Source organism: Streptomyces sp. NPDC088794 (assembly GCF_044750545.1).
GTDB lineage: Bacteria > Actinomycetota > Actinomycetes > Streptomycetales > Streptomycetaceae > Streptomyces.
Window position 1 is genome coordinate 60,563 of sequence record NZ_JBIVKB010000021.1, and the last position, 13,324, is coordinate 73,886.

Here is a 13,324-nt window from a genome sequence, read left to right on the forward strand (position 1 = left end):
CGCAATCGATCAATCGAGGTGCACCATGACCACCCCCAATGCTTTGACACTTGATTCCGCAGCACAGGACCAGTTGTTCCGTCAGGCGCACACGGCCGACTCATTCAGTGGTGAGGAGGTGCCCGACAGCACCTTGCGTGCCATCCATGAGCTGGTGAAGTACGGCCCGACCTCGTTCAATCAGCAACCTCTGCGAATCGTGCTCGTACGCTCCCGCGAGGCACGCGAGCGCCTGGTCTCGCACATGTTCGAGCCGAACAGGGAGAAGACACTCAATGCGCCGGTGATCGCGATCCTCGCTGCGGACTACGAGTTCCACGAGGAGCTGCCTCGCCTTGTGCCGCACTTCCCGGATGCCAAGGACACGATCTTCGCGGCCCGAGAATTTCGTGAGGCGTCCGCCGAGTTCAACGCTGCGTTGCAGGTCGCGTACTTCATCGTCGGTGTGCGCGCTGCTGGGCTCGCCGCCGGGCCGATGACCGGTTACGACGCCGTCGGCATCAACAAGGACTTCTTCCCCGAGGGGGACCACACGGCCCTCACCGTGATCGCCCTGGGTTTCCCGCAGGAGGATTCCTACCACCCGCGCCTGCCGCGCCTCGACTACGACGAGATCGTGTCCACCGTCTGAGCGGTGGTCCAGCCGGCGGTGCCTGGTGACGTCCTGTCGCGTACGGGTCGGTCCTACCTTGGGCGCTGGTCCATGACGACCAGTCAGGTTTGGCTGGTCGCCGGGGATCCAGTCCTCGCAGACAACCGCCGTCGTCCGGCCTGCACCTAAGGAGAACGTGCATGTACGCTGCCGTCGTCCACGCCTTCGGCGATTCACCCCGCTATGAATCCCTCCCCGATCCTGAAGCAGCGCCCGGGGAAGTCGTCGTGGATGTTCTTGCGGCTGGGCTGCACCCTCTGGTGCGTGCTGTCGCGGCGGGCAAGCACCCCACGAGTGGAGACCGACTGCCACTCGTTCCCGGATACGACGGCGTGGGACGCACTGAGTCGGGAGTGTTGGTCTATTTCTCGGGGCTCGTGCCGCCCCAGGGGAGCATGGCCGAGAGGGCCGTGGCACCGCGGTCCTCGCTCATTCCACTGCCCGACGGGCTCGACCCGGCGACAGCGGCGGCCCTGGTGAACCCGATGATCTCGGCATGGCTGGCCCTGTACGAACGGGCCGGACTGCAGACTGGGGGAGCGGTACTGGTCCTTGGCGCCACGGGCAACGCGGGCCGCGCAGCCGTACAACTCGCGTTGCTGCGCGGCGCCGACAAAGTGGTGGCCGTCGGGCGCAATGCAGAAGCGCTGGGTGAGCTCTCCCGAATGGGGGCTCACCACACGGTGTCCCTCGACGCGAGCGACGAGGAGGTCGCTGCGTCCCTCCGTGACGTCGCCGGCGACGTCGATGCCGTGATCGACTACCTCTGGGGGCAGCCGGCCGAGGTGGCTCTGGCCGCTGTCGCCGACGGACGTCCAGATCCCACCCGGTTGCTGCGGTGGGTGGCTGTCGGGTCCATGGCTGGGCCGTCTGTCGCTCTGCAGTCGGATGTCCTGCGCAGAATCAACGTCGACATCCGGGGAAGCGGCGCCGGATCAGCCTTTCCGGACCGGGTGGATGCCGCACTGAGGTCGCTGATCGCGCTTCTGCCTCAAGTGGACGTTGGCACGCAGGCCGTTGCCGTTCCGCTGTCCGAGGTGAAGGAGGCCTGGAACCGGCAACTGGCGACCGGACAGAGACTGGTCCTCATCCCAGAGCGTGTGGCATCGGGGACTTCTGCGTGAACGACACGCGGGTACCGGATCTGCGGAGCGGCGACTTGGTCGTCGTCCGGGGAGCGGTTGCTCGCTGTCAGAGGCACACGTGGCACGCGGTACTCACGACGAACGAGGAAGACATCCGTGGAAAAGACGTATGACGGGCGCCCCACTCTGCTGCTGGTGCACGGGGCATGGCACCGCGCCTCTTGTTGGGCGGAACTGCAGGCGGTACTCACTGCCGAGGGATGGGACAGCCGGACGGTGGACCTCCCCAGCACCGGCAAGCAAGGCATCCCGACCGCCGGCGTCTACGAGGACGCGGCCGCCATCGGTGAGCAACTCCGCAGCATTGAGGGGCCGGTGGCCGTTCTCGCTCACTCCTACGGCGGCATCCCGGTCACGCAAGAGGCCGGCGACCATGCCAATGTCGTACATCTCATCTATCTCGCGGCGTACATGCCTGCCGAGAACGAGTCCATGTACGACATCCATGGGCTGCCCGCGCCCGAGGACCTGAGCGGGGTCTTCCCACTGATCGATGATCCGCGTACGTCCCTGTACGGCGATCTGCCGGACGCGGCTGCGGAAGCCGCCCTCGGCCAACTGGTCGACCAGAGTCTGCGGTCTTTCGCGCAGCCGGTGAGCCGGGCCGCGTGGAGGACGATTCCCTCCACCTACGTCGTGTGCGAGAGGGATGGGGCGATCCCGCCTGCCCTCCAGGAGTCGATGTCGGCCCATGCGGCGAACGTCGAGCGCTTGGCGTCCGGCCACTCCCCGTTTTTGTCTGCCCCGGTTGAACTGTCCGCGGTGCTGAGGAAGGTCCTTACGGCTGTGTCGTCGGGGGACTGACGCAGCTCAGTGGGCCGGCTCGAGGGATCCCGGGCAGTGCGGAGGTCCGGCCAACGGAGCCCGGTGAACATGGACTGAGCGCGGGACCGTTCGAACGTGAGGACCGGATGCAGGGGCAAGCTTGGTCAGAGGGCCGGAAGGGGATAGGTCACCTCGGTGAGGCGTTCGGACAAGTCCCACAGGCCGCGCTGAAGATCCCTGTCGTGGGAAGCGCCGGCAGAGTGGATCTTGGCGGGGTCGCCGAAGACGCCGAGGAAGCCGCCCGGCCCGTAGAAGGCTGCGGCCTCCGTGGTGGGGTCCGTCGCTGCTCGAAGAGTCGGGAGCGCTCCCCGCGCGGCGGTTCGGCCCAGCACTTTGTTGGCGAATGCGTCGAGTCCGGGGGCAGCCTGCTTGCGGGACAGGTCGGTGCTGGCGATACCCGGATGCGCCGCGACCGCCAGGGTGGGAGCGCCGACGGACGCCAGCCGACGGGAGAGTTCGTAGGTGAAGAGCAGGTTGGCCAGCTTGGAGCGGGCGTAGTCCTTGTTGTCGTTGCCCGTGGAAGTGAGGTCCGACAGGTCCAGACGTCCCATTCGGTGCACCATGCTGCTGACCGTCACGATGCGTGATCCGGGGACCGGCAGCAGTCGCTCGATCAGAAGGCCGGTCAGGGCAAAGGTGCCGAGGTGGTTGATGCTGAACTGTCCCTCGATCCCATCGCGGGTTTCGCCGGCGGCCTTGTTTACGCCCGCGTTGTTGATCAGCAGGTCCAGGTTGCCGAATTCGGCCTTGATCTGTTCGGCGGCGGCATGCACGGACGACAGATCGCTCAGGTCCAGCCCGACGACGCCGAGCCTGGTGCCGGGCAGTTCATCGGCGATGCGAGCGGCGGCAGACTTGGTCTTCTCCACATTCCGTGAGGCCAGAACCACCTGGGCGCCGTGTTTCGCCAAAGCCCGGGCGGTCTCGAAGCCGATCCCCGTATTCCCGCCCGTCACCACGGCCGTGCGGCCCTTCAGGGCGGGGATGTTCGACGTGTTCCAGGTTGCCATTGCGCGCTCCTAACATGAACCATTGATTCAGGTTAGATAGTGAACCATTGGTTCACCTTGTGCAAGTGGCGGGTACGCTGTCGGCATGGCGAGCGCAAGCGGTGGGGCACGGTTGAGGTCAGACGCGGTTCGCAACCGAGCGCGCATCACGCAGGCCGCACGGTCGCTGATAGTGACCCGGGGGCTCGCCGTGGAGATGGACGAGATCGCCCGCGAGGCCGGGGTCGCGGTGGGCACCGTGTATCGCCACTTTCCCGCGAAGAACAACCTGATGGAGGCTGTGCTCGCCGAACTGGGCGCCGAGATCGAGGGCACGCACGCCGAGGCCGTGAGCAGGGTCGAAGCGGGGCGCAGTGCCGGATACGCGGAACTCGCGGCGTTGTTCCGCCGGGCGGTGGTGGACGCCAACGAGGAGCGTCTACTCCGCGAACTGGGCCCGGCCGGTGGCCCGTGTCTCCCGCCCGAAGTCCAGCTTCAGGCGGAGTCGGCAATGAACTACCTGATCGCCGCAGCACACCGCGACGGCGACCTCCGCGCCGACGTCACTATGAGCGACGTGGAACTGCTGCTGACCCACGCGCCCACCGCCCACACATCTCGGAAGGAGCGAGAGAGGTGGGTGACTCTCGCCCTGCGATCGCTCGCTTCTCCTGAACGTGTGGCCGAGGATCTTGTGGCAGATCGGTCCCGCGACCAGTGACGTGGGACGGCTTCGAGCCAAAAGGAGAGCCACGGGCACGCAGTATGAGTTCGTTGATGTGGATCCCGGTCACATTCAGGAACCCAGCGATGCGGCGGCAGGCGCCATTTCCCGCTTTGTAGAAGGTGACGTCTTGGCGGATCTGCTGCGCCAAACCAGCGCCGACATCTTCGAACTGCCTGGTGAGTAGGTACTACCGGCCACATCTGCGACGGGTCTTGAAGCCTGTCTGCCTGGGCGTTCGACTTGCCAGTGCCTCAGCGGTGCAGGCCTCCGGCGACGGCCCACGACGCGTCGGGAACTTCTCGTGCGGCCCAGTCTGCGAACCCGGTGGCCTCGCGGCCCAGGACCCGCTGTACCGCGTCGGAGATGTACGCATCGGCGCCGCTGCGAATCGCCTCCAGCATCGCCATCCGCCACCGCACGTACTCCTGCGGTGTGCCGGTCGCCCGCAGGCGGGCCACGTGGGCGGCCGGATCCTCGGGCTTGAAGCGGACCGTGGCGCCGGAAGCCGCCGAGAGGACTCCCGCCGCCTCATCGAACGTAAGCGCAGCAGGGCCCGACAGGGAGAGCCGCTCGCCGACGAACGCCCGCTCGGTGAGGACCTTCGCGGCAACCTCGGCGATGTCACCCACGTCGACGAACGGCTCGGTCCCTGTGCCCACAGGCGCGGTGATCAGCCCGTCGACGGGCACGAACATCGCCTCGGTGAAGTTCTGGTCGAAGTGCGTAGGGCGCAGCACTGTCCAAGGGACCGGCCCCGCTGCAAGTGCCTGCTCGGCGAGATCGACTGCGCCGCCGGGAAGGAACTCCACCGCGCGTGAAGAGAGCAGGACCGCGTGCCGCACGCCCACCGCGGCCGCAACCTTCAGGAACGCGTCCAGCTGACCGCTCCAGTCCCGCGCAGAGCCGGGGCCGACGATGAACACCCCGTCCGCGCCCGCAGCCACGGGCTGCCAGGTGGAGGGGTCGTGCCAGTCGAAGCGCGCCGGGGAATTCCGGCTGGCCGCGACCGCGTGATGTCCCTGCTCTTGCAGCGCCTCGTTGAGACGCCGCCCGGTTTTTCCACTGCCGCCAAGGAGAACGAACTTTGCCATGCCGTCGACGGTACGGAGTCGCTGGCGGATGATGGATAGGCGATCAGCCAGAAAACATTTGTATTCGTCTACGCTGGGGAAATGGACGTACTCAGCTTCCAGCTCACTCGTGCACGGGCACGTGGTGCGGTGTTCTCCACTCTGCGCCGCGTGGCGCCCTGGGGGCTGGAATTCAGCGGGCTGCGGCCCCTGACCGCGCATATCCTCCTCGACGGCGCAGGCTGGCTCACCGCTCACGGGGAAGAGCCGGTCCGGTTCACCGCCGGCGATGTCGTCCTCTCCACCCCCGGAGACCCGTACCAGCTCGTCAGTGATGTCGGCGCGGGCACCGAGACGATCACGGACGCCCGCCGCCGCGGCAGCGACCACGGGCCGGGACCGGCGTCCCACATTCTTTGCGGTGCCTACATCGTCGAAGGGAGCGTCGGGAAGAGCCTGCTGGAATCGCTGCCCCGATTCGCCCGTATCCCAGCACAAGCGCAGAGCCCCCGGCATCGCGACGCGATCAGCCTGCTGGCCGCGGAGGCAGAAGGAACAGAGACCGGGCAGCAGGTCCTGCTCGACCGGCTGCTGGACCTCAACCTGGTCTACGCGCTGCGCACTTGGTGGCGGCAGGAGCAGCAGCAGGCGCCCGGTTGGTTTCGGGCACTGGCCGACCCGCGACTCGCACGAGTGATCCATGCGATCCACGAACACCCCGAGCGCACCTGGACGCTCGACACCATGGCCCACACCGCGGAGATGTCACGGGCCGGCTTCTCCGCCGCCTTCAAAGAAGTCATCGGGCAGAGCCCCGGCAGCTATCTGACCCGCCTACGCATGGGACACGCCGAAGACGCACTCCTGCGTACCGACGCCACCCTGGCCACCATCTCGGCCGACGTCGGCTACACCAACGAGTTCGCCTTCGCCACCGCCTTCCGCCGCACGCACGGCCTCCCGCCCGGCCGGTGGCGCGCCGCCCACCGTCCCACGCTCCAACGGGAACCCGCCGACGTCCGCACCCCGTGACGCAGGTCCGTGCCCGGAAGCACACCGAGCGAGGGGCAGGCTTGCCAGGCACATCCGTGGCCCGCCCTGCGCGGGCAGCTGAGATCATCCGCGGATACGACGTCGTCCCCGCGATGGGGATGATCTGGAACATGCCGGCGTCCTCAGTGCCCAAGGGGTCGGGGCGTTACTCCCGATGAGCCAACTGGTTGAGGGCCGACAGAGCCCCTCTCAACTGGTGTATGTGGTATCCGACATAATCGTGTGTGTTGCTTGATATAGCGAAGGGGTGGGGATGCCGAAGCAGTCCACGGGGCAGCCGGTGCGCTCTGCGGAGCGAATGCTGGCTGTATTGGAGATGTTCTCCTTTGACCGGCCGGCGTTGTCCGTAGCTGAGGTCAGCGCGGGCCTGAACCTGGCCACCAGCACGGTACGGCGCTTGTTGAACGTGCTGGAAGCACATGGGTTCGTGCGGTACAGCGCGCAAAGTGGAAAGTTCGCGCCGGATTTTCAGGTGGTGCGCTTGGCCGCTGTTGCGGTGGAGGGGAATGACCTTCTCGCAGCGGCGGGCGGTGTGTTGGACGGACTGCGGGAGCGGACGGGTGAGGCGTGTCAGCTGACGGTGTTGTCAGGGGGCGAGGTGGTGTTCGTAGATCGCAGAGAGTCGCAGAGCGTGATCAGAATTTTCAGTCCGATCGGATTTCGGTCTCCGGCGTGGGACGGCCGGGCATCGGGGAAGGCGTTGATGGCGTGGTTGCCGGCAGACGAGATGGAGGGGCTGCTGCCGGGAGCGGAAGAGTGGCAGCGGGGTTCGGGACCCAACGCGGCAGAAGACCCGACGGAGTTTTTGGCACGGCTGGCCGTGGTACGGGAACAGGGCTACGCGGTGAATGACGAGGAGACGGAGCGCGATGTGTGGGCGGTGGCGGCTCCGGTACGTGATCATTCGGGACGTGTTGTTGCCGCGGTGAACGTGCCGGTGTTGAAGGCGCGCGTGGTACAGGACGACCGGGCCAGGGAACTGACCGAGGCGGTGGTGGCGGCCGCGGAGGAAGTGTCGCGTGCACTGGGTAACTACCGAGGTCGTACCGGCCGGCAGAATTAGTCGCTCAAAGTGCTGCGGATAGCGGCCGCCTATACTCTCGCGGATTTCGCACATGAGAGAGACGCCATTGGGTGAGGCGCGACAGCCCGCGCCGCCTGGCGGACCGCGACTGCAGCCTCAGCCTACCGCGCCCAAACCCCTCCATCAGCGGGGTTCGCAACGGCACCCACGTAGCGCAGTGAGGGGTCGCGGTCCCGGGCCAGTAGAAGTGGTCCGTCGAGATGGACGACATCGGTGCGTTGCGCGAGTACGACTCCGGGCGCCATCGACAGAGATGTCGCGACCATGCACCCCGTCATTGTTTTCAGACCCGCCCTCCGTGCCGCCGACTCCAACCGGAGCGCCTCGGTCAGGCCACCTGTCTTGTCCAGCTTGATGGTGGCGAATGCGTACTTGCCCACAACATCCTTCAGTGTCGTCACATCTCGGCAGGACTCGTCCGCAGCGAGTGGGACAGGGCTCTTGTACGAGGCGAGGAAGCCGTCAGCAGCAGCTGGCAACGGTTGCTCGATCAACTCGACACCCAGTTCCCGCAAGGGTGGAGCTAGCTCACGCAGTTGCTCGGGTGTCCACGATTCGTTGGCGTCTGCGATGAGGCGGGCGGAGGGAGCGGCGGCTCGCACCGCCTCCACGCGCTCCAGGTCCCCGACGCCGCCGAGTTTCACCTTCAACATCGGCAGTTCAGCGTGGCGGCGGGCCATGGCTTCCATGCGCTCCGGGGTGTCCAGACTCAATGTGTAGGCCGTCACGACGGGCAGCAGTGGAGCCGTGAGGCCCACGGAAGCAGCGATACCCCGTCCCGTGCAGCGGGCGGCGAGGTCCCACAGCGCGCAGTCCAACGCGTTGCGTGCCGCACCTGCAGGAAGTGCCAACTGGAGCTCTTTGACATCCATGCCGGCCTCCACCAACCCGCGGGTCTGCTCGATTTGCGCGCAGACACTCGCGACACTCTCTCCATATCGAGCGTAGGGAACGCCCTCCCCGCGGCCCGTGACGCCGTTCTGGCTGATCGTCACGGTGACGACCCGCGCGACCGTCTTTGCTCCACGGCTGATCCGGAACACGCCCCGGATCGGGAAGTCCTCCACGAGGACGCTCAGGGTACGCACGTAGTCTCCTCAATCAGTGTTGGTGCTCACGAGCTGCTCGGCAGCGGGACTTGACGACGCCGCGCTGCTCAGCCGCTTTCTTCCGACGAATGCGGCGACGACCGACAATGCGCCCACCGCTGCCAGGTAGACACTGAAGGCCGTGTTGGTCCCTGTGGAGTCGTTGAGCCACAGTCCGATGGCAGGGCCCGCGGCGCCGAAGACGACGGTGCAGGCGTTGTAGGCGAAGGCGCCGGCCGTCACTCGCACCTGCGCGGGGAACATGTAGGACATGGCCATGGCGCCCGCCACAGCGACGACACCCTTGCCGACGGCCAGAAGTGATCCGCCGACCAGGGCTCCGATCACACCATGAGTCGCCAGGGCGAAGGCGGGCACGCTGACGACGGCAATGAACAATCCGCCGACGACGAAGGTGCGTTGGAGTCCTCGGCTGGCCATGAGCCGCCCCGCGACGAGTGTCGCACCGATCATCACCAGGTTGATGACGACGGAGATCCAGTAGGAAACGCCATGACTGATGCCGCCGGAGTCCTGCATGAAGGTGATGAAGTACGAGGACAGCACCGGTGTGATCAGTGCGTAGGCGGAGACGACGCAGAAGAACAGCACCATGGCCCCGGCCTGGGTGCGGAAGGCGCCCCTGATCGGAGTGGCTTTGGTGTACTCCGTCTTTGCCGCTGCGGTGACGCGTGCGAACTCCGGTGTCTCTGCCACCCGGTTGCGCAGATAGACCCCGGCGATACCCAGGGGGGCGGAGAGCAGGAACAGGATGCGCCACGCCCAGTTCTCGAACGCCGACTCCCCGACGATCGCCGTGCACAGACTGGCCGCCAGAACAGAAGCGGTGATCCCCAGGAAGGTCATCGTCACCAGGTAGCTGATGCGGACCGGACGGAGGCGAGCATCGCTGTGCTCGTAGATGAACGCGATGGCTGAGCTGTACTCACCACCCGTGCCCAGGCCTTGTACCAGTCGGCAGAGCGCCAGCAGCACCGGGGCGGCGATGCCGATCTTCGAGTAGGTCGGGATGAAGCCGATGAATGCCGTTCCGGTGCACATCAGAAGGACGGTGAAGGAGAGAGCTCGGCGACGTCCGAGAGTGTCTCCGAGCCACCCGGCCAGCAACCCGCCGGCGGGACGGCTCACGTAGGTGAGACCGAAGAGGGCATAGGCGCTGATCAGGGCTGCAGCGGGGTTGCCGGAGGGAAAGAACTGCTTCGCGAGGATGGACGCGACCACTCCGTAGACCGCGAAGTCGTACCACTCTGCGAAGTTGCCTATGCCTGCGGACGCGATGAGTCTGCGTGGGGACTGGGCGCGGGGAACGTCGGACGCTGGAAGCGTTTGCATCGAGGCCTCCTAGATCAAGGGTGGCTCATACCGGGCGTCTCAGTACCGGAGGTATGCGGCGTTTCAGCGGTACCTCGCGCCTTCAGGGACGCAATTTTCCTCACTGGGAACCATGTAGTGGCCTAAACGGCCATCTTTGAGCCATGTAATGTGCTCGAAATGGTCCTGTCGCACTGGGCGGCTGTCAACCCCTTGGTTGGTTCAAGTGGTGCGCGGCTCGGCGGGAGTCCCTATTTGGGCAACTTGCGCCCATATCCGTATCCACTTAGCGACGAAGTGACTGCGGAGAGTTGATCACTTGACACTCCAGTCGACGCGGGAGCCATAATGTGAACCTGATAGTCATATAGTGACTCTAGGAGGTGGTCACGGTGGTCCAGACGAAAGCGCGGCCCGTCATCCCGCCGACGCGCTCTTCCAAGCAACTGGCGCTGTCCGAGGCGATGGCCCTGGTGCCGTCCGGCGCCTTTGTCGCCCTGGGCGGTCTCTGGTTCCAGAACAACCCGTCGGCTGCTGTGCACGAGCTGATACGCCAAGGGACGGGCGAGCTGACGATCGTGGCCGCTCCGCCCGCGAGCTACGCGGTGGACCTGCTGATCGGAGCGGGTGCTGTACGCACCGCATACCTCGCCCATGTCTCGTTCGACCACCTCGGCATGGCCCCCAACTTCCGCCGCGCCGCAGAGACCGGGTCGGTGGAGATCATCGACGGTGACGAGGCGCTCATCCTGGGCGGACTGATGGCCACGCTGGAGGCCCTGCCGGAGCACCCCGTCCACTCGGTGAAGGGCACGGACCTTCTGCGCAGCTCCCGCCTTGCGGGTAAGGCCAGCCTCTCGGGGATGAGCGCTGTTGCCGCTCCCGCGGCCATGCGACCTGACGTCTGCCTGTTGCACGCCCAGGAGGCCGACAGCTACGGCAACGTCCGATACGACGGCACGCCGTTCTGCGATCCGCTCCTTGCCAAGGCGTCAGGGAAGGTGATCGTGTGCGTGGATCGCATCGTCGGTAATGAAGAGATCCGCCGCGCACCGCACCGCACGGTGATCCCCGGTTACCTCGTCGACGCCGTCGTGGAGACGCCGTACGGTTCCCACCCCTGCGCCAGCCAGGGCCGATACGTGCATGACGAAAAGCGTTTGACCGCGTACATAGCAGCTGGTCGTTCGGCTGACGACTGGCGCGTTGAGTACCTCGAACCCTACGTACTTACTCCCCGTACACAGGAGGCGTATCTCGCCGCCGTCGGGGGCGCCGAGCGAATCGCGGGTCTCGAGGGTGATGTCGCATGAACGCCATTCCCACCGATGACGAGTTGATGACCGTCCTGATCGCACGTGAACTGCGAAACGGCGAGATGGCGGTCACCGGGGCCAGTTCCCTCGTCCCGGTCGCCGCGTGCCTGCTGGCCCAGCAGATGCATGCGCCGGACCTGACACTGATCCTGCCGTCCGGAGTGGTCAATCCACGGGCCGGCCGGCTCTACCGGTCGGCCTCCGACGGCCGCTGGGTGCCGGGAGCGGAAGCGGTCGGTAGCGGCTACGACCTCTTCGAGATGTCCGAGAACGGGCGCCTGGACGTCATGTTCTACGGCGGCGTCCAGATCGACAAATACGGAAACGTGAACCTGACTGCAACAGGACTTGGTCAGGGGCCCGGGCCAGCGTTCCGTGGGCCCGGTCTGGCGAACACCTCGTTCGCGGTGGTCTCCGGGCGGATCATTCTGTTCAGTTCCTCCCACACGACCCGCACTTTCGTCGACCGGGTTGACTACCTCACTGCCGCCGGTCACCTCGAGGGCGGCACCAGCCGCGCGGAGGCGGGGATCACCACGGCGGGGCCGGTTGTCTGCGTCACCCCCTTGGTGACCTTCGACTTCGACGAAGACCACCGCATGCGGGTGCGCAGTGTGCACAGCGGCGTCTCCGACGAACAGGTAATCGCTTGTACCGGATTCGATCTGCGGGCCCATCCACCCTGGCCCAGGACCGAGCCCCCGACGGCGGACGAACTGTGGACCCTCAGACACGTCGTCGACGGTACCGGCGAACTGCGTGCGGCTCGGCGAAGCCCCGCACGCCGAACGATCACTTCCACGCGGCGAAAGGTTTGACGCGATGCAGCGGACAGCACTTCAGGGCCTGCGGGTCATCGACTTCTCCCGTGTGGTGGCGGGCCCGTACTCCACGATGCTGCTCGGTGACCTGGGCGCGGAGGTCATCAAGGTCGAGCGACCTGGCAAGGGGGACGACAGCCGCAGTTGGGGGCCGCCCTCCCGCGGCGAGGTCAGCACCTACTTCCTGGGTCTGAACCGCAACAAGAAGAGCATCGCCATCGATCTGTCGACCGAGGACGGCGTCGCCCTCGCCCGCGAACTCGTGGCCGGCGCCGATGTCGTCATCGAGAGCTTCCGGCCCGGCGTGATGCAACGGCTCGGACTGGACTACGAGAGTCTCCGCGAAAACCACCCGGGCCTCATCTACTGCGCCATCTCCGCCTTCGGGCAGGACGGCCCCTACAAGGACCGCCCCGGATACGACCTGATGGTCTCCGCCCTCGGTGGCCTGATGAGTATCACGGGCACCCCCGGTGGCGAGCCGGTGAAGACCGGCGTCGCGCTGATAGACGTGTGCACGGGACTGTATGCGGCGCTGGGCGTGCTCGGAGCCCTTCACCATCGCGACGCCACGGGGCAAGGACAACGCGTCGATGTCTCGCTGCTCAGCACCGAACTGGCCATTCTGATCAACGCTGCCAGTCAGTACCTCATCGGCGGCAGCGTCGCCGATCCGCAGGGTTCCGCCCATGCCAATGTGGCCCCCTACCAGGCCTTTCCCACGCTGGACGGGCATGTGCTGCTGGGCTCGCCGAACGACAAGCTGTTCGGAGTGATGGCTGCTGCTCTCGGGCACCCCGAATGGCAGGACGATCCCCGGTTCCGTACCAACGAGGCCCGCGTCGTGCACCGTGACGAGCTGGTCCCGATCATCGCCGCTGTCACGGTACGGAACACGTCCGCGCACTGGGTGGACATTCTGTCGCGCACGGGCGCACCGGTCGCACCGATCAACCGCATGGACGCGGTGTTCAAGGATCCGCAGGTCCAGCACCTCGACCAAGTGGCCGATGTCGAGCATCCGTTGTTCGGCACCTACCCGGTCGTCACCTCTGCGCTGCGGATGTCCGCCACCCCGCCGGTGGTCGGTGACGCTGCTCCACGGCTGGGTCAGCACACCACCGAAGTCCTTGCCCAAGGCCTTGGTCTCGGCGATCAACAGATCGGCAAGTTGATCGCAGAAGGCGTGGTCGAATACCGACCCGCCGCCGGTTGAGAAGAA

13 protein-coding genes are annotated in these 13,324 nt (G+C 66.2%); 9 read left to right on the plus strand and 4 right to left on the minus strand.

All coding sequences use genetic code 11. The annotated features are described in order from the left end of the window. Positions 1 to 25: 25 nt before the first annotated feature. The 3 genes from ACIP6U_RS42240 to ACIP6U_RS42250 all read left to right on the plus strand — a co-directional run bounded on the left by ACIP6U_RS42240 (position 26) and on the right by ACIP6U_RS42250 (position 2,601). Entirely contained in the window at positions 26 to 631 is a 606-nt protein-coding gene (locus tag ACIP6U_RS42240) for a malonic semialdehyde reductase (protein WP_401728194.1), read from the plus strand. A gap of 161 nt (positions 632 to 792) precedes the next feature. Next, positions 793 to 1,776 (plus strand): zinc-binding alcohol dehydrogenase family protein, encoded by a 984-nt coding sequence (locus ACIP6U_RS42245; RefSeq protein ID WP_401728195.1) that lies wholly within the window; start codon positions 793 to 795, stop codon positions 1,774 to 1,776. Positions 1,777 to 1,893: 117 nt separating this feature from the next. Beyond that, positions 1,894 to 2,601, plus strand: coding sequence for an alpha/beta hydrolase (locus ACIP6U_RS42250; protein ID WP_401728196.1), 708 nt, complete (start codon positions 1,894 to 1,896; stop codon positions 2,599 to 2,601). Positions 2,602 to 2,726: 125 nt separating this feature from the next. Here the strand turns inward: ACIP6U_RS42250 and ACIP6U_RS42255 are convergent, their stop codons facing one another. Then, complete coding sequence (locus ACIP6U_RS42255) at positions 2,727 to 3,632, minus strand: oxidoreductase (protein WP_401728197.1); 906 nt, start codon at positions 3,630 to 3,632, stop codon at positions 2,727 to 2,729. 85 nt (positions 3,633 to 3,717) lie between these two features. Between ACIP6U_RS42255 and ACIP6U_RS42260 the strand changes: the two genes are divergently transcribed. Next, positions 3,718 to 4,332 carry a helix-turn-helix domain-containing protein gene (locus ACIP6U_RS42260; protein WP_401728198.1) on the plus strand — a complete coding sequence of 205 codons (615 nt, stop codon included), beginning with the start codon at positions 3,718 to 3,720 and terminating at the stop codon, positions 4,330 to 4,332. Positions 4,333 to 4,589: 257 nt separating this feature from the next. Here ACIP6U_RS42260 and ACIP6U_RS42265 read toward each other — a convergent pair whose 3' ends face one another. Next, positions 4,590 to 5,429: an NAD(P)H-binding protein gene (locus ACIP6U_RS42265; RefSeq protein ID WP_401728199.1), complete on the minus strand. Its 840-nt coding sequence runs from the start codon at positions 5,427 to 5,429 to the stop codon at positions 4,590 to 4,592. Positions 5,430 to 5,510: 81 nt separating this feature from the next. Here ACIP6U_RS42265 and ACIP6U_RS42270 point away from each other — a divergent pair, with 81 nt between their 5' ends. Together ACIP6U_RS42270 and ACIP6U_RS42275 are read left to right on the plus strand one after the other, a co-directional pair. After that, positions 5,511 to 6,440, plus strand: a complete 930-nt coding sequence (locus ACIP6U_RS42270; protein ID WP_401728200.1) for a cupin domain-containing protein — start codon at positions 5,511 to 5,513, stop codon at positions 6,438 to 6,440. Positions 6,441 to 6,714: 274 nt separating this feature from the next. Then, on the plus strand, positions 6,715 to 7,524 hold the full coding sequence (locus ACIP6U_RS42275; RefSeq protein ID WP_401728201.1) for an IclR family transcriptional regulator: 810 nt from the start codon (positions 6,715 to 6,717) through the stop codon (positions 7,522 to 7,524). Positions 7,525 to 7,646: 122 nt separating this feature from the next. On the opposite strand, the gene dgcA is transcribed toward ACIP6U_RS42275, so the two are convergent. Together dgcA and ACIP6U_RS42285 are read right to left on the minus strand one after the other, a co-directional pair. After that, positions 7,647 to 8,633 (minus strand): N-acetyl-D-Glu racemase DgcA, encoded by a 987-nt coding sequence (gene dgcA / locus ACIP6U_RS42280; protein WP_401728202.1) that lies wholly within the window; start codon positions 8,631 to 8,633, stop codon positions 7,647 to 7,649. Between the two features lie 9 nt (positions 8,634 to 8,642). Continuing rightward, positions 8,643 to 9,986 carry an MFS transporter gene (locus tag ACIP6U_RS42285; RefSeq protein WP_401728204.1) on the minus strand — a complete coding sequence of 448 codons (1,344 nt, stop codon included), beginning with the start codon at positions 9,984 to 9,986 and terminating at the stop codon, positions 8,643 to 8,645. A 371-nt stretch (positions 9,987 to 10,357) separates the two neighbouring features. Here ACIP6U_RS42285 and ACIP6U_RS42290 point away from each other — a divergent pair, with 371 nt between their 5' ends. Genes ACIP6U_RS42290 through ACIP6U_RS42300 form a run of 3 tightly spaced genes read left to right on the plus strand, consistent with a single transcriptional unit; the run spans position 10,358 to position 13,318 of the window. Continuing rightward, on the plus strand, positions 10,358 to 11,278 hold the full coding sequence (locus ACIP6U_RS42290) for a CoA transferase subunit A (protein ID WP_401728205.1): 921 nt from the start codon (positions 10,358 to 10,360) through the stop codon (positions 11,276 to 11,278). A gap of 26 nt (positions 11,279 to 11,304) precedes the next feature. Continuing rightward, positions 11,305 to 12,099, plus strand: coding sequence for a CoA-transferase subunit beta (locus tag ACIP6U_RS42295; RefSeq protein ID WP_401728206.1), 795 nt, complete (start codon positions 11,305 to 11,307; stop codon positions 12,097 to 12,099). Then, entirely contained in the window at positions 12,041 to 13,318 is a 1,278-nt protein-coding gene (locus tag ACIP6U_RS42300) for a CaiB/BaiF CoA transferase family protein (RefSeq protein ID WP_401728207.1), read from the plus strand. Before ACIP6U_RS42295 ends, ACIP6U_RS42300 begins: the two co-directional genes overlap by 59 nt. Positions 13,319 to 13,324: the final 6 nt, after the last annotated feature.

Coding starts and splice junctions, on each gene's coding strand:
- ACIP6U_RS42240 (WP_401728194.1), top strand. CDS start 26: ATGACCACCCCCAATGCTTTGACACTTGATTCCGCAGCACAGGACCAG.
- ACIP6U_RS42245 (WP_401728195.1), top strand. CDS start 793: ATGTACGCTGCCGTCGTCCACGCCTTCGGCGATTCACCCCGCTATGAA.
- ACIP6U_RS42255 (WP_401728197.1), bottom strand. CDS start 3,632: ATGGCAACCTGGAACACGTCGAACATCCCCGCCCTGAAGGGCCGCACG.
- ACIP6U_RS42260 (WP_401728198.1), top strand. CDS start 3,718: ATGGCGAGCGCAAGCGGTGGGGCACGGTTGAGGTCAGACGCGGTTCGC.
- ACIP6U_RS42265 (WP_401728199.1), bottom strand. CDS start 5,429: ATGGCAAAGTTCGTTCTCCTTGGCGGCAGTGGAAAAACCGGGCGGCGT.
- ACIP6U_RS42270 (WP_401728200.1), top strand. CDS start 5,511: ATGGACGTACTCAGCTTCCAGCTCACTCGTGCACGGGCACGTGGTGCG.
- ACIP6U_RS42275 (WP_401728201.1), top strand. CDS start 6,715: ATGCCGAAGCAGTCCACGGGGCAGCCGGTGCGCTCTGCGGAGCGAATG.
- ACIP6U_RS42285 (WP_401728204.1), bottom strand. CDS start 9,986: ATGCAAACGCTTCCAGCGTCCGACGTTCCCCGCGCCCAGTCCCCACGC.
- ACIP6U_RS42295 (WP_401728206.1), top strand. CDS start 11,305: ATGACCGTCCTGATCGCACGTGAACTGCGAAACGGCGAGATGGCGGTC.